Genomic DNA, 21,248 nt, shown 5'->3' on the forward strand with positions numbered 1-21,248 from the left:
CACTCCACGCGAGTGTTTATTAGCAGAATTATCAAAGTTATCGTTGGCTGCTAAATAGAGAATAAAATTGAATAACACATGAATTTCAATAAGTGGCTAACTTGCACTTGAAATTTGGGAATCTAACTCCATAATATTTGTATTAAAAAAAATATAATGCCCTTCAATAGATTGTCTCAATCTATTAAGCAAAAGGTAATTGTTCTTATGTAGAATAGGAGAGAGAGGGATGAATATAGGATGCATTTCAAAATTTGAATTTCCAGATGTTAATTTGCTAGAAATTAAAAGTGATGTAAATCATTGTAAATGATAGACTTATAAAGTCTCTATCCAACTTCAGCTATAGAGTTTCGAATCTTTTAGTTCTAAAAATAGTTGGTTAGTTTTTTAGCTAACTCTTGTGGTATGTTTAGGAATCCTAAGTGTACCAAAATGGATGAAATATGACTGATGAAGAATTTGAAAACTTAGTGTCGTTAGGAATGATACGTTTAGCAAATATAACTGAAGAGAAGGAAACGAGTGTGAAACTTTTAGATCAAATCTTGAGTAATGAAAACATGAACTAATCCTATAAGCGCGTCTATCGGAATAAAAGAACTATTGGGGGTAGACCGGATTACCGTCCAAGAGTTGAAAGCCTATTTGAGAGAGCACAAAGAAGACTTGCGTGCTCAAATTACCAGCTTATTTCAAGCCTTAAGATTAGTGATACTAAAAAACAATGAAAAAAAACAGTTACGGATTCAGATTGAAACGTAGTTGTGAGTTGGAGATCATTCAAACTATGGAATAAATGAATGATGGCTACAACTGGTTAGTGGATATCGACTTGGAACGCTTCTTTGATACAGTTCATCATGATGAACTAATGAAGAACAACTCCTACATAGTCAAAGATGGGGATGTGATTTCATTAATTCGAAAACACCTAATGAGTGGAGTAATGAAAGATGGGAAATATGAAGATATACCTGTTGATACATCCCCAATCGGTTTCTGAACAGTTTAGCATACCTATAGGGGTGATAAATTCTTGCAGAAGTTTTCGTTTGCTTAAGTAATTGGCGAAGGGCGTATTCGGCAGGTCTAAGAAATCAAGTAGGGTCGTGCCAGGTCGAGTGGTATGAAAGTTTCCACGTGAAATAGTAGCTAGAAGCAATGTCGCAATTTCGGCATGTTTCGTAACTCGTCGTTTACTTATCGGAAGCAGTAGAATCAGTCCGTTAATCATTTCGACATAATACTGTCCTTCGTGTTTGAAGATATCTTGAATTTTTAATGGATTGAGCCAGATGGTTTGTTCGGCACTTTTCAAGGGGGAAGAGTGCGAAGTTCTGATAGTACCAAGGGATTTTATATTGTCCGAATAGCTTGAGTTTTTTGAGGCTGCGGGAAATGATGGCATAATCGGGGTAGCAATGGGCAGAAGCAAAGGCATGCAATGTCATAAGAATACTTTTATTGTTAATAAATCTACCATTATCCGCAACAATCAAAATCTCGTTAGTATCGGGGATCCGAGTGATGCACAGGATCTCTTGAACCTTTGAGGGGACAAATAACAACGTATCGTGCAGATACTCTTCCCATTGCGGTGACCATTGCTTATCATCTAAAAAATCAAACGACTCTAACTTTTTCATAAATAGTTCCTCCTCTTGATACAATTTTTTTGTAAATGCGTAATTACGTCTCTACAAGCAAAAGTATAAAGTTAGGAGAAGAAGGAGAATATAGAAATGGCTATTTTTAAAATCTTTTGCGAAAAGTGTCCAGTTTTATGGACACTTTTCGCAATTTTTTGTTTACCTAAAGAAAATCGATGTAAAATGCGTATAGGATCGCGAGACGCTTTTCCATACCCAAAATACGCTTCATTCAATAAGATTAAATAGGGGATTAAAATAACTATTTTTTATTCGGAGAACAAATTCTTTCCATTCTTGTTATTATTGCATAATAGATACTGCTATAATAAAAGTGCGTATTTTATCCTAAATATGAACGCTATGAATTGTAGCAAACCGGCTATGACACAATTCATAGACAAGAACAAAGCAACGAGTGAGCTATACTGAGAATAGGTTAGGGAGAGAAATTATGGATATAGGTTCAAGATTAAAAAAACATAGATTAGCTAAAGAATTCATTCAGGAGGACGTTGCAAAGAAACTGAATGTCTCTAGAGCAACGATCTCAAGTTGGGAGACAGGGAGAACCTTTCCTGACATCGAAAAATTAGTTTATCTAAGTAATTTGTATGATCTTTCCTTAGACCAATTAATCAAAGAGGAGCCGGTGATCATGGAAACGATTGTTAAAGAGAGGAAAAGCTTGCAGTATTTCAAAATTATTAAAAGGATCGGGATTGTTTTACTAGCAGTATTTGTTCTATATAATATCTATTGGTTTAGTGCGGTTTATACCAAAAATAAAAATCTAGCCCATTGGCAGCACACAGAGGTAAATAACTATCTGGAAAAAGGTGACTATACGTTTCAAGCACATGATCTTCGTTACCTTGAACCATTACACAATGGGAATATTCCAGTCCATACGTATAAAGGGGGCTCCTTCCATGTGGGAATAGATGGGGATTATATCTATGTAGCACTTTATGAACCAGCGGGAAGAACGAATCTAGATGTTCCAAAAGACACAAACTTCTTTTTGCGTTATAAAAAAAGTGAAAAGAATGATCTTTCTTATGAAAAGTTATCTGGAGATACACCCACTACCGAAGCAAAAGCTATTATGAAAAAGTATCGTAAGGAGCTTAACAAAGATATCCAAGCGACAGAAGTCGTCTGGAAAGAGGTTAATAATAAATAGTTTCGTATTGGTTTAAGAATTTAACAAAAGTTTGAAGCAGAGCCAAATACTAAGACATCTCTTAGTATTTGGCTCTGCTTCTTTACTGTTATTCAGAATAATCAAACGTATCCTGCAACTTGCCGTCTTGTTTATAGACTTTCACCGAAGAATTTTTATTTTTCGCAATTTCCTTCGCCCGTTCTACGGCCTGTTCCTTTTTGTCGAAGGTATCACTGACTTGGCTGGCTTTTTCGGAAATAACGATCCAATGATCTTCTTGATATTTGACTGAAACATCCGCATTCATCAATTTTTTCGCATTTTTATCATGCTCGTGAGAATCATTTTTTTGTGGCGCTTTGGCTTTTTGAAAATCTTTCTTCTCTGCGGCAGAAGCATTGTCATACCATTTTTCTGCTTGACTGGTGGCAATCGGAATTGCACGATCATCTGGATAACCATCATCTAGCAGAGCATTCGCGATATCAATGGCTTTTTTTCGAATCAATGGGTCTAGGTTTTTCATTGAGGCTGGGTAATCATTCATATTCCAAGGCATACATACGTCCTCCTTCAATTATTTATATATCTACCTTACTATGGAAACGGATGAATACGAATTGATTTGCTCAGCAGGACCACTTCCTTTTACATAATGAGCGAGAAAATTGCCAACGGATTCAGATTCGTAGAAAATAGAAAATGAATCGCCAACTTTTTAGTAAGTCATACTATGATTTAAGTTTTAGAGGAGCAATATTTATGAATATACAAACAGCACGCTGCACGATTCGAGCCTTTCAACGAGATGAGCTTGATGCCTTCATGGAATATCGAAACGACCTTGAATGGATGCGTTATCAGGGGTTTAAAGGGCTGACGAAGGAACGCTATGAACAAGAGTTATTCCTGAATCAATCTCTGAATAATGGACGACAATACGCCATCATTAATAGAACTACAGGTCAGTTAATCGGTGATGTTTACTTAAAACGAGAGCAGACAATCTGTTGGATTGGCTATACAATCCATCCTCACTTTAAGCAACAAGGGTATGCACAAGAGGCCGTGCGCGCATTGATCTGTTGGGCCAGCAAGCAAGGCTATAGTCGTCTCAAAGCAGGGGTTCACCCTGAAAATAAAGCTTCGATAAAGCTGCTTGAAAAATTGGATTTTGCTTATTTGACTCAGGATTACGATGAGTTAATTTATGTCTATGATTTAAAGAAAGAGCTATTCCAAAAGTAAAACGACGTATCCTGGCTAGGATATGTCGTTCAATCTTTTCGGATTTTCGAAAGGTGCTTACTCCGGCCGCCGATTTTTTCAGCGAATTGATCGGATTCTTGTTTGTTTGGGAATAACAGAAGCTTCTCAGGGTCTTTTTCACGGGTGCGCTGACCTTCTTTACCAATGTAACCATGTAGGACTTTGACAACATACATAAGATCACCTGCTTTTTTAGTTTAGCTATTAGTATACGGGGTGAAAAAGCGAAAGCAATTATTTTGCTTGAGGATTAAGAGAAATTTATACAGGGAATTTCAGTATTTCTTGTTTCTTTTTGTAGGACTGCTCTTTCCATGTCCGATCTATCACCTTATTGAGTTTACTAATGGTAGTCAGTTTTGAGACTGCTCTTTAGCTCTAGAATTAAACGATCAATCACTGAAGGGTTCAGCCTCGTAATTGAGGTTGAACCCTTCGTAAAGCTATAGGTGTGTGATGATCAAGCGGATTAAATGTAATTTCCCAAGTAAGGTGATTTGGGCAATTTATTGAAATCGTAACGCTCGATCTCGGCTACGTGTTTGGTGAAAGCATGGAGAGATTCAGTCAACATGATGTTGACCGTATCACCAGCCGTCAGCAGGCCGATAACTGGTGTTTTCAGCATCGTTGCGATTCCGATTTCATAAGCGGTTCCCGGGTCGGTAATTTCGTGTTCATAATCTAAAATAGCGACGATAGCATCGGCTGTTTCAATATGATGCATATCCTTAAAATAGGTCTCGCTTGCCCATTCCGGTGTGAAGGCTTCATACTCGCATGTTTGGTCTAAACGTGGAGAATGAAACTCGGTAACAGTTGGGTTGTTCTTCAAGGCTTTTTCCACTGAGTGAATGAGAGAAATTTGTTCCTTAGAGAAAAATGGCCCTGCTAAATAAATTTTCATTAGGCAACAACTCCCATCTCAGATAATTCGATACAGACTTTATTGATCAATGATTGGTAATCGTCTGAGATCAATATGTGTTTGATTACTTGATAGTCAATGAAATCTTCATTTGAAGCCTTAATCAGAAATTCGATCAAGGACTGATAGTAGCCGTCAATATCAAGGATAGCGATAGGTTTTGGCGGAACAAGTCCAATGGCGATTGAGCTCAGTAAATGAAATAATTCTTCCAGTGTTTCTAGTCCTCCAGGTAAGATCAAATAGGCATCTGATTTATTGATCAGAAGTTGTTTTTTCTCATCCATTGTTTCAGTAAAAATAAATTCATTGATCTCTTTACGAGAAAGATCATCATCAAAGAATCCACGAGAGCAAATTCCGGTCACATTCCCGTGCTTATTGATAACACCATTGCTTACTGCTCCCATTAAACCGCTGATTGAGCCGCCAGAAACTAAGTCCAATCCTTTATCAGCGATATACTCGCCAATACGTTCTGCAAGTTCTTTATATTTTGCTTCTTTTCCATAGCATACGCCACAAAAAACTGCTAATTTCATAAATATTACCACCAATCTTTTTCTTTGAGAGTTCATCATAGCTCTAAAAAAAATTAAATAAAAGACTAGATATTGTATTAAATTTGTGTTATTAGCTAAAATGCATACGATATGTTGTGTTTTGGTTAAGACGCGTACTTGCTTAATATGAAATTTTTTAACTGATTTATTAATACATACAGGTTATTATTTTTAGTTTTCTGCTGTGGTGGTGAAGGGAACAGCTTTACGGTCAATATGAATAATGCGTCTGTCTATCGACCAAAAATCGGCAAAAAAAAGACAATCAATGGTGAACACTACTGATTGTCTTTTTTAGGTTATTTTTTTTGAAAAATCTGATTTATAGCATTCATTTTCTCCAGGGCGGGTCTAATTTTTCTGCGAGAGATTAAACAGGAATGATTTTGATCAAAATAAACTACACCTTCTGATCGATCAATCTGTGCAATATTTTCTAAGTTGACGACGAAAGAGCGGTGGACCTTAAAGAAACGTTCATCCAAACTTTCGATTTCACCAAGTGTCGCATAAAAATTGACTAAACGAGATTTGCAAATAAGCCGCAGTTTATGAGAAATCTCAGTTGTTTCAAAATAAAGAATGTCAGAGAAGGGGATTTGGAAATTGCTGTGCTGATTGCTAAAAAAGAACGTTTCTTCTTTTTTTTCACTAGCTCGGTTATTTAAAAGGTTCTCAAAACAGTCAACTACATGCTGTTTGATAGTATCAATGGGACTGTCCTTAGCAATAAAATCAAAAGCAGAAACCTTATAAGCATAAGTAATTGGCGCAAATTCTGAATGAGTGGTAATAAAGACGATCACTCCATAAGGGTCCATAGTCCGAATCTGACTAGCGATTTCTAACCCTTTTTTCTTTTCTCCATTGATTTCTATATCGAGAAAGTAGATGTTTTGATCAACGGTTTCTTGAACTTTTTTTAGTAGAGTTTCTGGTCTTGCAGTGGTAACGATCGATTTCGCTGGCCAACGTTTTTCTAAAAGGATTTCACGAATGACTAGCTCTAAACGTTGCTGATGCATGATATCGTCCTCTAATAAAAAAATGTTCATCGTGGGATTTCCTCCTTGATCATCAAAATTTGTCGAAATACACCATCCTGATATTCTGTCTGCAATGAAAGATTTGTATAGTTTTGAAGAATTGTTTGGATCGTGGCTAAACCTAGACCACGATTTTTCCCTTTAGTTGAAAAATCTTTATCGAAGATTCTTACGATATCAATTGGTTCATCAGAACAGGAATTTTCAATAGTAAGTTGTATCTCTTTTTCCTTTTTATTTTTCAAAAAGACAATCGTTACAAAAGGATTTTCAGCGTCCTCAGCAGCTTCAATCGCATTATCTAATAAAATGGAAGTGATGCGCACATAATCTAAAACCTCAATCGGTTCATCTTGAATAATATCTTCAATTTCTAAATGGACAGGGATATTTTTCTGCCACGCTTGAATAATGTGGGTGGAAAATATCCCTTTTATCGGTAGAGTCTTCAGATTGTTCAATTTTCCTAGTGCATAATGCTCATCATCTAAAACGATACCTTCTGTTTCCAATATCCGCGTATACGTATCTTCAATCACAGACAAATCCTTTGTTTTGATACTCTGATTCAAGCTGATCAGCACATTATGATAATCGTGACGAAAACTTCTAAGCTCACTATACATTGCTTCGATTTGCTGAACATAAGAGGTCAAATCAGCCAACTGATTGTCTTTTAGTTGTTGGATGCGCTGCTTGTCCAGCTGACGAGTTTTGATGTTCAAATAGATTACCAATAGGACGATGACTAGGATGAATATAGCGATCAGATATTTTCGGATGGGGTTTTCGTCTTTTATCAAATATCGTTCTATCCAATAATTGCCAAATTGGATGATACAACATAGTGTCAGTAGGATATTTATAAACAGAAGAAAAAATTGGTTCCAATTGTCTTTATACTTCTCTAAAAAGTAAACACTTGGTCTGATTAAGCGCAATAAAATTAAATTACATATCATTGAAAAAATGGGTGATATCGTCATATTTATCAGATACATATATTGGGTAAAGGTGTCTTCTCCAATAAAAAAGAGAATGGTAGCATTCATAGAATAGGCGAATACAGCATAAGAGAAGGTAGAGTAAATACTGTAAAACCATATCATATTGTTGCTAGAATCTCTTTTAATAATTTTTCCGATAATAAGAAAGTAAGAAATCGGTACGACGAATACCCAGTAGTTCAAAAGTAAGTATCCTATAAAAGATAGTATAGGAAGAGAAATAGCCATTTTGAACGAAACCTTTTTTCTTATTAAGTTAGAATAGATAAATAGTTGACAAATATTTTCTATAAAAGTTAATAAGAAAAGTATCAAAACTTCCATTTTATTCTTTGGTAGTCATCTTTTTCAATTTTGGATTTTCAGGTTCATAGCCGAAAATAATGCAGGGATAAGTCAGCAATGCAATTGAAGCCGCAACAAGAATTTTAGAAATGTTTTTAAGAAATTGATTACGGTTGTACTTGATAGTTTTCATAATTTTTATAGCTCCTTTTATTTAATTTATAAAACAGTGGATGAATCATGACGATTTCCACAAATAACCCGGTGATCATTAATGTTCCTATTTCGTTATTTACAAAAAATACAGCTATGAAGATAGCTAACAAAGCACTTAAGAAAGAAAATACTCGTTTTCTTTTACGTTCACTTACACTAACCAAGGGATTTTTTTCAGTATCCGCTGGGGCGTATAATAAGACGCAGCATAGGATCACGAGGGAAAGAATCGTCATCCAAAAGAAAGATAAGCTAAAATCCATTTTTTGAAGTATAAATGGAATGCCAACAAATGTTGTGATTCCAAAAATCGAACAGTTGGTAGTTGACTTCGCGTGCCAACCTCCAGCATGCCACCTCAAAAGAACGTAGGGTACGTTCATGATAAATGTTTCAAATAACACACCTAAAAGATAAGCGATTACATAAACCTGAATAGTCTTGACGATATTAATCAAAAAGATTTCCAATGAATAGGCAACATTCTCAAATTCATCTTCTGTCATATACTTTTTTGCTTGGATCTTACTTAATAAGAAAAACGTGAAGGTATGTGTCATTTTTTCACCTCTTTTGAGTAACTTCGTGTTACTTTTCGATTGTAAAGTATTTGCTTAATGACTACAACGAAAAAACGTGAATAGGCTAAATTACTCCTACATGATCAATTATACTTCTTGTTCGGCTAATAAAAAATCTTTAAGAGAGTCTTTTAATGGAGCATATTTTCTTCTGGAAAAGGGACAACTATTGTTAGAATGATCTTCTAAAAAGTAAATGTTTCGATCGTATTTGTTAATCTCTCGGATCATATACAGGTTAACGATAAAGGATCGATGACAACGAAATAGCCAGCTTTGACTTGTATCTTCGAAGTCGTTTAAGTCGCCTGAAGCATAATGCTTCTCTTCTTTAGTAACAAAGCATAACGTATGGTTTTTCACAGGATCTATAGTGATATATAGTAATTCAGTCGCTTGGATAACAACTGGCCCTTTTTTTGTTTCTAAAAAAATCGACGTCCGCATTTTTTTCTCCCCTTTTTAAGAATAATAATAGTGAGTTGAAGATGATTTGTTAAGACTTATACCGCGAATGGTTCGATTTCAATCGTATACGGTATGTTTTGAGTTTTTAATGGTTTGTTGTTTCAAATTCTATGCAAGAAAATTGAAGGACGAAATGGCTGATGTTAGTGAGCGCATGATCTAATCAAACAGAGCAGTGGGAATATATTCAAAAGATGAAAAAAGCGATGAATCGCGGAAGCAGAGATCATGTCAAAATATGATTGGGAATTTTTGACATGTAGCTGTGCTTAGCGAAAAATATTTGATCTCTTGGTATTCAAGAACACTTAGGGCATGATAGTATTCAAATTACGAAGGAAGATAAGATCGTCTGCTGTGTCTGATAAGCAAACTGATGAAGCATTAGTCAAACCAATGGCTATTAATGAGGGAAAGTAGAAAACTATAAATTCAAGTTTTCTAACGTTCACCAGAGAAAACTTGAATATCGATAAGTACAACCATTTTTTAAAAGGATGCTCAGGAATCACTATGAGGAGGAACTATCATGAAGAAAACATTTGTCTTGGCTCCAGACTCTTTTAAAGAAAGTATGACTGCAAAAAAAGCCTGTAACGCGATGGAACGAGGAATTCGCAATGTGTTTCCCGAGGCCGAAGTCATTCACGTTCCAATGGCAGATGGAGGAGAAGGGACGGTTGATGCGTTAATTGACAGCAGCAAGGGCGCAAGAATCGAAGTGACCGTTTCTGGTCCGCTGCCGCCGGAAAAAGTTTTGACCTATTATGGCCTATTGGGCGATAAAAAAACAGCTGTAATAGAAATGGCTAAAGCTAACGGCATCGAACAATTGGCAAAAGAAAAAAGAAATCCTTTGCTTACATCAACTTATGGTACCGGAGAAATGATCAAAGCAGCGTTGGATCAAGGCGTTGAGAAAATTATTATCGGAATCGGCGGCAGCGCGACAAATGATGGCGGTGCAGGAATGGCACAGGCGTTGGGCGCTCGTTTCTTAGATGAAGACAACCATGAATTACCGCTGGGCGGCGCAGCATTAAAGGCATTAGCTAAGATCAATACGACTAAGCTTGATCCTAGGCTTAAGGATACGGAGATCATTATTGCCAGCGACGTGATCAATCCATTGATAGGTCCAAAGGGGGCTTCGGTTGTTTTCGGTCCGCAAAAGGGCGCCACACCATTGATGGTTGAAGAGTTGGATCAGGCGCTGGCTCACTATGCGGCGGTCATTGAAAGAGATTTAGAGATAAAGATAAAAGAACAACCTGGTGCTGGAGCCGCTGGCGGATTAGGCGCAGGACTTTTAGTTTTTACAGAAGCGAAGATGCATTCTGGCATTGATTTAGTCATTGAATTGACCGACCTAGAGGAAAAGATTGCACATGCTGATTACGTGTTTACTGGTGAGGGTGGAATGGATTTTCAAACAAAATTTGGCAAGACTCCCTATGGCGTGGCAAAAATCGCGAAGAAATACAATAAACCAGTTTTTGCTTGTACTGGTTTTATCGGCGAGCAAGTCGATGTGCTGTATAAGGAAGGGATCACGGCGATTTTTGGCATTTTAGCTAAAGCTGGCTCACTGGAAGAGGCTTTGGCTTTAGGCGAAATAAATTTGGAACGAACGGTTGAAAATATCGTTCGTGTGCTTAGTGTACGGTGAAGGCTCTTCTGATAGGTAATAAACGAATAATGATTGTAGGAAAAGGCGTTCTAAAAAGAATGCCTTTTTTTGTTGTCTCCTGTAAATTGAAAATTTATCTTAAGGAAGGTGGTAGCTTTTTATTGCGAAGAAGGACTTTTCTGCTATTTCTTTTTAATATATTGAATTTTATTGATAGAAATATTTAATTCTCTTTTTAATTATACCGTAATTTTTGGCGATTAATTAATAATTGTAGTTATCATATAACGATATAAATTTCTGTATAAATAATAATTGATTTAAAATTAACTATACACTATAATAATTTTATCGATATATTCTTATTTTTTATAATTATTTAATTTTTTGGATCTTTATATTTAGAAAGAATCATTCTTGAACAAAAAATCAATGAAGAGAAGGAGATAATAATGCAATTATTAGTTTTAACTAAGGTTCCGTTATATGAAGAAAATTTCGAAAATCAATTGAAACAACTAGGAAATGAGGTTTACTGCTCGAGCAAGCTGCTTGAAATGATTAGGATAGAAACGTTTAATAAACAATTTTTAACACAATTTGAAGGGATTATTTTCAGTGAAACATTGTTTGAAAAAGAAATTGAGGATTTGATAAAGGAGTTGCCTAACGGCCGATTTAAACTTTTTCGTCGTGTGATTGATGTTGATTGTGATGAAAGAATGAAGACTAATTATGATGCCTTGATTCCTGTGAATTCAAATTTGGAGAATCTTAGAGATACTTTACAGATTGTGGAAATATCCCGCTTGGCAATTCAAAAGAAAGAACAGGATCAGCAACTTAGTGTCAAACAAAAATTATCTGATTTGACCTTAAAGCTAAAGCAAAAAGAGATTGTCTACTATTTAATTCAAGCGGGCGATCGTATCGTCTCCAGGGAAGAGCTTAGTCGTCAGATTTGGGGGAAAGAACCGAATGCTTCAGTTTTGGCAAGCCTGTCAAAAGTTGTCTCTAAAGTAAATGAAAAACTAGAGAATGAATTTGGTCATGTGGCGATTCAAACACTCTGGGGAAAAGGCTATCGATTAAATAAAGAGTTTTTTGATCATTTTGAAAATGATCTTGGTATAAAGCAAGAAATTATGGTCATACATTAGAGTTTAAGTAAGTTACCAGGGAGGAGGTGACGCTTAACGGGGGAATGAAGCAAAAGAGTGATAAAAAGGAGCGAGAAGGAAAGGGAGTGCAAGAAAATGAAGACAAGGATTGGTAAGATTCTTGGGAAAATGACTCGAATTACGGCGGCTATTTTTATGGTTGTGTCGTCATTTGGGTTCAATGGTTTATCGCTGGTTGTCGAGGCAAAGACCGCAGGAGGCAATACTGGATATGGACAAAATGCCTACGGGTATATGTTTGAAGGAGGTGCAGGAGATGTTCGGACGATTTCCTATGCGACTGGTGGAAATGAGCCGATGGGAAACAAATTTATGTTTTGTACGGAATCTGGTAAATATGTAAGCCCATCATCTAATTTTACAAATGCTACTAAGTCAGTGGATTCATCGAATGCGGCAGCAATTGGCGCATTCATGTATCATGTATTGGTTGCAGCACCACCTGCTAATCATACAAATCATGCGGCGATGTCTTACTTTGTACACACACAATTAGAGACATCTACAACAACGCGTGATCAATTTCTATCAAGATTCAATTATTGGTTAAATAGAGGAGATGCAGAAGCTGTCGCAGCAAAAAATCAGCATGATAATGTGAGAGCAACTGCGGGAGATTATTATGGACCATATACCTTATCCCTTAATTTGACTGAAGTTGCTGGTCAAAAGAAAGCGAATATGAATTTATCGCTTAAATCAGCAGCCGGTAAGGATATGAAGAACCTTAACTTGAATGGACTGTTTGGCGGAAAGCTAGAAATGAGCATGACGGGTGGTCAATTTGTTCATAAAACAACAGGCGTAAGTTCTGGAACGATTTCATTAAATAGTATCGCTGAATTAGATAACTATACGGCTAATCAAGGTCCAGCTGGAAATCCATTGAATATTACGGCGAAAGTGACTAAGCTGCCAGGACATCAAATGCAGCGTTATGCTTGGTCAAACAGTCAAAATATGATCACTGCTTATACGGCTAATGGCTTAAGCAAGGAAGCTAAAGCGAGTATTGAATTTACAAAAGAGCAAGAAAAATTTGCACCGATTGGTACGACAGTTTCAAAACAAAATGTACAAATCGGGGAACAGTTGTCAGATCAAGTAACTATCAGTGTCGAAGGCGGCAAGGCATGGCCAACGATCGTTGATACCCAAACGCCAGTACCGGCTTCATTTGAAATCGACTGGTATTACTCGGCAAAAGATTACGGCAATCAACAACTAGATGTGAATAATTTACCAGCGGATGTAACAAAGCTTCCCCATACGGATACATTTACAGTTAATGCTCCTGGAGTTAAGGATGTTCCTTCTGCCAATGTGGCAGATAAGCAAGGCTTCTATTATCCGGTCTTAAAATTAGATAAAAACAAACAAAATACACCAGATGCTTTTGAAAAAGGTTTCCAAGCAAAATTCAATGAAGAGAATGAAAAAACCAAAGTCATTGAAAAATTTGCGGTGAAAGGAACAACCGTTTCTAAGGTCAAAGTTAAAGAAGGCGACAATTTAGAAGATAAGGTAAGTATTTCTTTAGCAGAAGGCAATTGGCCAAATATTATCGGCACGAATGATAAGGTGCCAGTGAAATTCCAAATCGACTGGTATTATTCATTAACCGACTATGGTACGCAAAAGCTTGACGTGAATAGCTTGCCGGGTGATGTTTCTTATATCGGAAGCGATACAAAAACAGTGACCGCAGCAGGTGATTACACAGTCACATCTCAGCATAAATCGACTGGGCCAGGTTTTTACTATCCAGTTCTAAAAGTTGTTGTGGCAGATCAAGCCAACCAAGAACATTTTTCTAAAGGGTTCCAAGCACCATTTAATGACGATAATGAAAAATCAATCACTAAATGGAAGCCAGAAGTAAAAACCGAAACAACTGTGGCGCAATTATCACCGAAAGGCGGAAAAGTAGCCGATAAATTAACGGTTTCTGGCAACAAGGATGGGCATGAGTTAGTGGTTAAGAGTACGTTATATGGACCCTATCTAACGAAGCCAGACTTCATTCAAAGTCCAAATCAACACGATGGCGGCAGTACGACAGTACCGGCTGGTTCAAAAGTTGCGGGGACTGTTTCAACAACAATTAATGGGAATGGTACTTTTACTACACCTGAGATTGAGGTCACTGAAAAAGGCTGGTATGTCTGGGTAGAAGAAATTGAGTCTACCACCTACACAGAAGAGTGGCATTCAAATTTTGGTAGCGCGGATGAATACGTCGTGGCTCCATGGGAGCCAAATGTTGAAACAACTGTTTCTGATGCCTCTGGTACCGTGGGTGCCCAAATCTATGACACGATTAAAGTACTGGATCTTCCTGGGATGTGGGGATTGCCGATCGATGGAAAAGGAAACTTGAACGATTGGAACAATAAAAATCCTGAATTAACAGGTAAGGATCGTGATCCAGATAAAAATGGCGATTACAATCTACCCGATGGTTGGGGAACCGGCGCAGATTCGAAAGAAGATCTGACTGCGACCTTTACGATGTACTACAGTCCAACAAAACCAATTCGCGATGATCAAATTCCTGCTGGGGCAGAAGTTTTTGATGTCGTAAAAGCACCATTGATTTCTGGTGAATTACGTACGACTGAATTCAAAGCCTTCGACAAGGCCGGTTGGTATACGATCGTTGTAACTGGCGGCTCAGACTCTGGGCGTCTAGCGAAGTTCCAAACCGACTATGGTATTCCGTCTGAAACGGTCCATGTGCCATCTGGCAGTGAAGAAGAATTTTACACACAAGTAAATGAAGAGAATGTCTTCTCGACCATTCCTGTCTATGATAGTTTGCATGTCAACAAAGCATTATCAAGTGACAATGCAGAAGTGACGTTCACATTATACAAATACAGCGACAAAGCCAATGATTTCAATTATTCAACCCCTCAAGAAATCGCTAAATCTTCTAAGGGGATGCCAATTAAGAAATATGGCGAATACAAATCAAATGTGAAGGGCTACGGCTTAGAGGATGTCCGCATTACAGATCAAGGAACCTATGGTTGGGTAGCTAAAGTAGTTGATACAAAAACTGGTAAGGTTATCTATGAAGGTCAACATGGTGATCCGGGTGAAGTCTTTAACGTTCACAAGGTAAATATCCATACAAAAGCCTCAAGCAATGATACGTATCTAGGCGAACCAATCTACGATACCATCATTTTAGAAACGACTGTACCAGATGGCTACTACGTGATCGTTGATCTGTATAAGTTCTCTGACAAAGTCAATGATTTCGCGAATGCGGATAAGGCAACCGATAAAGATATCGTTTGGACTTCTGAAAAGATCAAGGTCAGTGCTTCTGGTGAATACAAGACTGGAACGTTTACACCAACAGAAGTCGGTTCTTACGGATATGTTGAAAAGCTTTATGACGACAAAGGCAACTTAGTTCACACTGGTAAAAAAGGTGAAGAAACAGAAAATGTGATTGTCCGTCCTAAAATCGAAATCGGAACAAGTGCGAAAGACAAAGATTCAGATATTAATGAAGGAAATGCGGTAGATGAAAATAGTCAACCGAAAGAAGAAATCACGATCATTGATACTGTTTCTTACAAAGATTTAGTTATCGGACGTGAGTACACAGTCAAAGGTGTGCTGATGGACAAATCAACAGGGCAAGCGTTTGTCGGCTCTGATGGTAAGAAAGTAACTGCTGAAAAAACCTTTAAAGCAGACAAAGAAAATGGCACGATTGAATTGGCCTTTGTGGTGAAGAAAACAGACATGCGCGGAAAAACGGTTGTCGTGTTTGAAAAGCTTTACGAAGGTGAGAAAGAAGTAGCTGTTCACGAAGAGATCACAGATAAGGATCAAACAGTGAACTACCCAGAATTAGAAACGAACGCTTCTGATGCTGGTACTGGAACCAATGAAGGAAATGCTGAAGAAAAAGTAACAATCAAAGACCAAGTAACCTACAAAAATCTAATTATTGGTCGCGAATATACGGTCAAGGGTGTCTTGATGGACAAAGAAACCGGTAAACCGTTCTTAACAACTGAAGGCAAAGAGGTTCATGCCGAGAAGAAATTCACAGCTGAGAAGAAAAATGGCGTGATCGAATTAGAGTTTGTGGTAACTAAAGGAGATTTAGCAGGTAAAACTGTTGTTGTCTTCGAGAAGTTATACAACAAAGACAAAGAAGTGGGCTCCCATACTGACATAGAAGACGATGACCAAACCGTTTCTTATCCTAAAGTCGGTACGAAAGCCGCTGAGTCTAGTATACACGGAGATAAAGTAGTTATCGAGGATATTGTTTCTTATGAAAACTTGATTCCTGGAAAAGAATACACTGTCCATGGAAAATTGATGGATAAATCAACGGGCAATGCTTTCTTAGCTGATGGAAAAGAAGTGACTGGCGAAACGACATTTAAAGCACCAGATTCAGGTAAAGGAACCATTAAGGTGAAATTTACCTTTGATCGCAGTGCCTTGAAGGATAACAAGGAATTAGTTGTCTTTGAACGCTTATACGGAGCGACTGGCAAAGTTGTCGCGACTCATGAAGACATCGACGACGAAGACCAGACGGTGCCGGTACAGCCTGCGCCAGAAGTGAAAACTTCTGCTAAGGACAAGGAAACCGGCCAAAATCAAGGAAATGCCAAAGAAGAAGTGACGATCATCGACACCGTTTCTTACAAGAACTTGATTGTAGGTAAAGAATACACTGTCAAAGGAATCTTAATGGATAAAGGAACCAACCAACCATTTAAGACGACAGATGGTAATACAGTTACCGCTGAGAAAACCTTTAAAGCCGAAAAACAAAACGGCACGATTGATCTTGAATTCAAGATTACGAAGGGTGACTTAGCAGGCAAATCAGTCGTTGTTTTCGAAACGTTGTATTTGGATGAAAAGGAAGTTGCTTCTCATACCGATATTACCGATGAAGACCAAACGGTTGATTTCCCAGAAGTTGAAACAAAAGCAATTGATAAAGATACCGAGCAAAATGAAGGTTTGGCTAAAGAAGAAGTAATCATCGTTGATACAGTTTCTTACAAGAACCTGCAAATCGGTAAGGAATACACAGTTAAGGGTGTCTTGATGGACAAGAAGACCAATCAACCATTCTTAACGACTGAAGGCAAAGAAGTTCATGCAGAAAAAACGTTTGTTGCTGAGAAGAAAAATGGCACGATCAACCTTGAATTTGTCGTAACCAAAGGGGATTTAGCAGGTAAGACAGTTGTTGTCTTTGAAACGTTGTATCATGAAGATGTTGAAGTGGGTTCTCATACGGATATCGAGGATGAAGACCAATCAGTCAACTATCCGAAGGTTGGTACGAAAGCTGCTGAAACATCTATCCATGGTGATACTATTGTAATGGAAGATATCGTTTCTTATGAAAATCTGAAACCAGGACAACAATATAAGGTCGATGGCGTCTTGATGGACAAAGCGACTAGTCAACCATTCTTAGTCAATGAAGAAGAAGTGACTGGCTCAACAACCTTCCATGCAAGTAAGACAGGTTCAGGCACTGTTAAGGTGAAATTCACCTTCAAACGTAGTGCTCTGAAGGAAAACCAAGAATTAGTTGTCTTTGAAAAACTTTATGGCGTCAAGGGTGTTCTAGTCGGCACTCACGAAGACATTGAAGACAAAGACCAAACCGTAGAAGTCAAACCGGAAGTTGAAGTGAAGACGACCGCGATTGATAAAGACACTGAAATGAATGAAGGTCTTGCCAAAGAAGAAGTTCGAATCGTTGACGCGGTTGAATACAAGAACTTAAATGTTGGTCAAGAATATACAGTCAAAGGTGTCTTGATGGACAAAGCGACTGGCAAGCCATTCTTGACAACAGAAGGCAAAGAAGTTCATGCAGAAAGAACCTTCACTGCGGAAAAACAAAATGGCACGATCGATCTTGAGTTTATCTTAACTAAAGGGGATCTAGCTGGTAAAACCGTCGTTGTCTTTGAGACGCTATATGTTGAGGACAAAGAAGTGGGTTCTCATACGGATATCAATGACAAAGACCAATCCGTTAATTACCCAGATATCGGCACAAAAGCGGCTGAAACAAGTGTCCATGGGGATACTGTGAAGATTAAGGATATCGTTTCTTATGACAATTTAGTACCAGGGAAAGAATACAAAGTAACTGGTGTCTTGATGGACAAAGAAACGGGCGAAGCCTTCAAGGTAGACGATAAAGAAATCACTGGTGAAGCAACCTTTAAAGCAAATAAAAAAGGGACTGGCACAGTGGAAGTTGAATTTACTTTTGATCGCAAAGCGTTAGAAGATCCGAAAAATCTCGTTGTCTTTGAAAAACTGTACAATATTGAAGGCAAGTTAGTTGGTCTTCACGAAGATATCGAAGATAAAGATCAGACTGTCGAAGTGAAGCCTGAGGTTGAAGTGAAAACGGATGCCATCGATAAAGATACCGAAATGGATGAAGGATTAGCCAATGAACGAGTAACGATCGTGGACCGAGTGTCTTATAAACATCTAATCGTTGGTAAGAACTACACCGTCAAAGGAGTCTTGATGGATAAAGCGACCGGCAAACCATTCTTGACAAAAGAAGGCGATGAAGTTCATGCCGAGAAAACCTTCAAAGCAGAACAATCAGACGGTACGATCAACTTAGAATTCTATATTAAACGAGGCGACTTAGCAGGCAAGACAGTGGTAGTCTTTGAGACACTTTACCACGATGAAAAAGAAGTAGCAGCGCATACGGACATTGAAGATGAGGCACAAACTGTGACTTATCCGAAGGTCGGCACGAAAGCTTCTGAAACAACCGGATCAACGGATAAAGAAGTAATCATCAAGGACATCGTTTCTTATGAAAACTTAGTTCCTGGCAAGGAATATACCGTTACTGGTACCTTGATGGACAAAGCAACTGGCAAAGCGTTTATGGCAGGAGACAATGAAGTGACCGGTAAAGCGACCTTTATCGCTTCTGAATCTGGCAGCGGTACAGTCGAAGTAGCCTTCCAGTTTAACCGCAGCTATCTAACAGAAGAGACTGTGCTAGTAGTCTTTGAAAAACTATACAACGTTGAAGGCAAACTGGTTGGTCTACATGAGGATATAGAAGATGAAGAGCAAACGGTTCGTCAACCGCAAGTTTCAACCAAAGCCAAAGACAAAGAGACAGGTACAAATGAAGGCTTCGCAGACGATGAAGTAACAGTTGTCGATGAAGTCAGCTACAAGAACTTGATCGTAGGCAAAGAGTATACGGTCAAAGGTGTCTTGATGGACAAAGCGACCAATAAACCGTTCATCACTCGTGATGGTAATGAGGTCCATGCAGAGAAGACCTTCACCGCGACAAAACGCGATGGTACGATCGAATTGGAATTCAAGATCACGAAGGGTGATTTAGCTGGTAAAACAGTGGTAGTCTTTGAAACCTTGTATCAGGAAGAAAAAGAAGTAGCCGCTCACACGGATATTGAAGATAAGGATCAATCGGTTCATTATCCAAAAGTAGGGACACAAGCTGCTGAAATCAGCAGTGAAAGTGACGAAGATGTGGTGATCAAGGATATTATCTTCTATGAAAACTTGATTCCAGGTGAAAGCTATACTGTTCGTGGAAAACTTATGATGAAGGACGCAAATGCGCCGTTCACAATCATGGGGCGTGAAGTTGAAAGTCAAGCGACTTTTGTAGCTAGTGACACAGGTAAAGGTACTGTCGAAATGACCTTTACTTTCCGTCGTAGTCTATTGTCAAATGACTTAACGTTAGTAGTCTTTGAAAAATTATTTGATACGAAGGGCAACCTGATCGGAGCTCACGAAGATATCAACGATGAAGCGCAAACAGTGACGGTTAAGAAGACCAATCCTGAACTGCCTAAGACAAAAGGTGATACCTTTAGTAATGGTAGTATCGGTACCTCCTATGACGGGGGCAGTTATGATTCTGGAGGTAGTCTGCCGCAAACTGGCGAACAAGTGTTGAAGATTCTACCTTATATCGGACTCGTGATTGTTGTTCTGGCAGGCGCGTTGTATTTCTATCGGAAAAGACAGATTTAATTATTAATAGAAGGTTTCTGTTTAGAGAACTTTTGATTCATTTTTCTCAAACAGGAAAATGTGAAAATACTAGACAAAAAAATCGTAGACTTGGGCCATAGCTTAAGTCTACGATTTTTTTAGGCTGCAGTTGATAAATCGAGATTCTTTTCATTAAAGGTATCGCCATGATCTAAATCACCATATTTAAATCCTCGTTTGAACCAATTGATGCGCTGTTCACTAGTTCCGTGTGTAAAGCTATCGGGAACAACATAGCCTTGATATTCTTTTTGCAGAGTATCGTCGCCAATCGCATTGGCAGCGGTGATAGCTTCATCAATGTCGCCTTCTTCTAGAATCGGTTGGCCTTGATAGGTTTCACCGGCTAGATATTTCGAAAAGCATCCGGCTAAATAATCGGCCTGAAGCTCTAAACGAACACTATATTTATTGTACTCAGTCTCCGAAACGCGTTTGCGGATCTTATCCAATTGAGCAGAGATGCCCAGCTCGTTTTGAACATGGTGTCCCACCTCATGGGCAATGACATAGGCCATGGCATAATCACCTGTTGCGCCGTATTTATTGGATAATTCATCCGCAAAACTCAGATCTAAGTAGACGTTCTGATCTGCCGGACAGTAAAATGGTCCTACTTGTGAGCTAGCTTGTCCGCAGGCCGAATTGACACTATCTGTAAACAAGACGAGCTTTGGATTTTGATAGGATTCATTCAGCTCTTCAAATTCCCCATTCCAATAATCTTCTAAATGAGCAAAGACGACAGCAGCGAACTCTTTTTGCTCCGTATATTCCTTTGAAGAAACATTTTCTGTTTCATATGTAGCTGGTGTGATTCCACCGCCTAAAGTATCGGTAACACTACTTAAGTCCCCACCGGATATAAAGAAGACGATCATCGCAATCAAAAAGACACCAATTCCGCCGCCAGTCACTATTTTCCCGACGGGTCGCCCGCTGCCTGACCGATCCTCCACATTCGAACTTTGCCGATCCCCACGCCAACGCATAACATTTCCCCCTTTTTTCGATCTTTCTTCTATATAAATATAGTTTAGTCGAAAAGCGCATAGAACCAAAGAATTAAGCCTAGTGCTTTCAAATTCAGTACATAAGAAGAAGGGATTATTCCGTTAATTTTAGTAAATTGGTGATCAATAAATAATCATTTCGCGACCTTA

General features: G+C 38.3%; 17 protein-coding genes. 6 read left to right on the forward strand and 11 right to left on the reverse strand.

Annotation, left to right across the window (positions count from 1 at the left end; translation table 11 throughout):
* Positions 1–799 precede the first annotated feature (799 nt).
* On the forward strand, positions 800–1,006 hold the full coding sequence (locus tag KQI58_RS15385; RefSeq protein ID WP_216409972.1) for a hypothetical protein: 207 nt from the start codon (positions 800–802) through the stop codon (positions 1,004–1,006).
* Positions 1,007–1,229: 223 nt separating this feature from the next.
* On the opposite strand, the gene KQI58_RS15390 is transcribed toward KQI58_RS15385, so the two are convergent.
* Complete coding sequence (locus KQI58_RS15390; RefSeq protein WP_253295972.1) at positions 1,230–1,649, reverse strand: hypothetical protein; 420 nt, start codon at positions 1,647–1,649, stop codon at positions 1,230–1,232.
* A gap of 457 nt (positions 1,650–2,106) precedes the next feature.
* Here KQI58_RS15390 and KQI58_RS15395 point away from each other — a divergent pair, with 457 nt between their 5' ends.
* Positions 2,107–2,838: a helix-turn-helix domain-containing protein gene (locus tag KQI58_RS15395; protein WP_216409926.1), complete on the forward strand. Its 732-nt coding sequence runs from the start codon at positions 2,107–2,109 to the stop codon at positions 2,836–2,838.
* 88 nt (positions 2,839–2,926) lie between these two features.
* Here KQI58_RS15395 and KQI58_RS15400 read toward each other — a convergent pair whose 3' ends face one another.
* Complete coding sequence (locus KQI58_RS15400; RefSeq protein ID WP_216409927.1) at positions 2,927–3,379, reverse strand: DUF2188 domain-containing protein; 453 nt, start codon at positions 3,377–3,379, stop codon at positions 2,927–2,929.
* A gap of 203 nt (positions 3,380–3,582) precedes the next feature.
* Between KQI58_RS15400 and KQI58_RS15405 the strand changes: the two genes are divergently transcribed.
* Positions 3,583–4,068, forward strand: coding sequence for a GNAT family N-acetyltransferase (locus KQI58_RS15405; RefSeq protein WP_216409928.1), 486 nt, complete (start codon positions 3,583–3,585; stop codon positions 4,066–4,068).
* A 29-nt stretch (positions 4,069–4,097) separates the two neighbouring features.
* Here the strand turns inward: KQI58_RS15405 and KQI58_RS15410 are convergent, their stop codons facing one another.
* From KQI58_RS15410 to KQI58_RS15445, 8 genes are all read right to left on the reverse strand, one after another.
* Positions 4,098–4,265, reverse strand: a complete 168-nt coding sequence (locus KQI58_RS15410; protein WP_216409929.1) for a hypothetical protein — start codon at positions 4,263–4,265, stop codon at positions 4,098–4,100.
* Positions 4,266–4,558: 293 nt separating this feature from the next.
* Entirely contained in the window at positions 4,559–4,996 is a 438-nt protein-coding gene (locus tag KQI58_RS15415) for a nucleoside 2-deoxyribosyltransferase (protein WP_216409930.1), read from the reverse strand.
* On the reverse strand, positions 4,996–5,559 hold the full coding sequence (locus KQI58_RS15420; protein WP_216409931.1) for a TIGR00730 family Rossman fold protein: 564 nt from the start codon (positions 5,557–5,559) through the stop codon (positions 4,996–4,998). Before KQI58_RS15420 ends, KQI58_RS15415 begins: the two co-directional genes overlap by 1 nt.
* Positions 5,560–5,879: 320 nt before the next feature.
* Entirely contained in the window at positions 5,880–6,635 is a 756-nt protein-coding gene (locus tag KQI58_RS15425; RefSeq protein ID WP_216409932.1) for a response regulator transcription factor, read from the reverse strand.
* A complete protein-coding gene (locus KQI58_RS22765) occupies positions 6,632–7,429 on the reverse strand; it encodes a GHKL domain-containing protein (protein WP_253295973.1) in 798 nt (265 codons plus the stop codon). The genes KQI58_RS15425 and KQI58_RS22765 overlap by 4 nt, the downstream gene beginning before the upstream one ends.
* A 529-nt stretch (positions 7,430–7,958) precedes the next feature.
* Positions 7,959–8,111, reverse strand: coding sequence for a cyclic lactone autoinducer peptide (locus KQI58_RS15435; RefSeq protein ID WP_070504855.1), 153 nt, complete (start codon positions 8,109–8,111; stop codon positions 7,959–7,961).
* On the reverse strand, positions 8,086–8,694 hold the full coding sequence (locus tag KQI58_RS15440; RefSeq protein ID WP_216409934.1) for an accessory gene regulator AgrB: 609 nt from the start codon (positions 8,692–8,694) through the stop codon (positions 8,086–8,088). The genes KQI58_RS15435 and KQI58_RS15440 overlap by 26 nt, the downstream gene beginning before the upstream one ends.
* Before the next feature lie 108 nt (positions 8,695–8,802).
* Positions 8,803–9,162: a LytTR family DNA-binding domain-containing protein gene (locus KQI58_RS15445; protein ID WP_216409935.1), complete on the reverse strand. Its 360-nt coding sequence runs from the start codon at positions 9,160–9,162 to the stop codon at positions 8,803–8,805.
* A 550-nt stretch (positions 9,163–9,712) separates the two neighbouring features.
* Between KQI58_RS15445 and KQI58_RS15450 the strand changes: the two genes are divergently transcribed.
* From KQI58_RS15450 to KQI58_RS15460, 3 genes are all read left to right on the forward strand, one after another.
* Positions 9,713–10,852: a glycerate kinase gene (locus tag KQI58_RS15450; protein WP_216409936.1), complete on the forward strand. Its 1,140-nt coding sequence runs from the start codon at positions 9,713–9,715 to the stop codon at positions 10,850–10,852.
* Between the two features lie 413 nt (positions 10,853–11,265).
* Positions 11,266–11,973 (forward strand): helix-turn-helix domain-containing protein, encoded by a 708-nt coding sequence (locus tag KQI58_RS15455; RefSeq protein WP_216409937.1) that lies wholly within the window; start codon positions 11,266–11,268, stop codon positions 11,971–11,973.
* Between the two features lie 96 nt (positions 11,974–12,069).
* Positions 12,070–20,064: a VaFE repeat-containing surface-anchored protein gene (locus KQI58_RS15460; protein ID WP_216409970.1), complete on the forward strand. Its 7,995-nt coding sequence runs from the start codon at positions 12,070–12,072 to the stop codon at positions 20,062–20,064.
* A gap of 119 nt (positions 20,065–20,183) precedes the next feature.
* Here the strand turns inward: KQI58_RS15460 and ypfJ are convergent, their stop codons facing one another.
* Positions 20,184–21,077, reverse strand: coding sequence for a KPN_02809 family neutral zinc metallopeptidase (gene ypfJ, locus KQI58_RS15465; RefSeq protein ID WP_216409938.1), 894 nt, complete (start codon positions 21,075–21,077; stop codon positions 20,184–20,186).
* Between the last annotated feature and the right edge of the window lie 171 nt (positions 21,078–21,248).

Origin of the sequence: Enterococcus raffinosus (assembly GCF_018917525.1) — a bacterium.
GTDB classification, from domain to species: Bacteria; Bacillota; Bacilli; order Lactobacillales; family Enterococcaceae; genus Enterococcus_A; species Enterococcus_A raffinosus_A.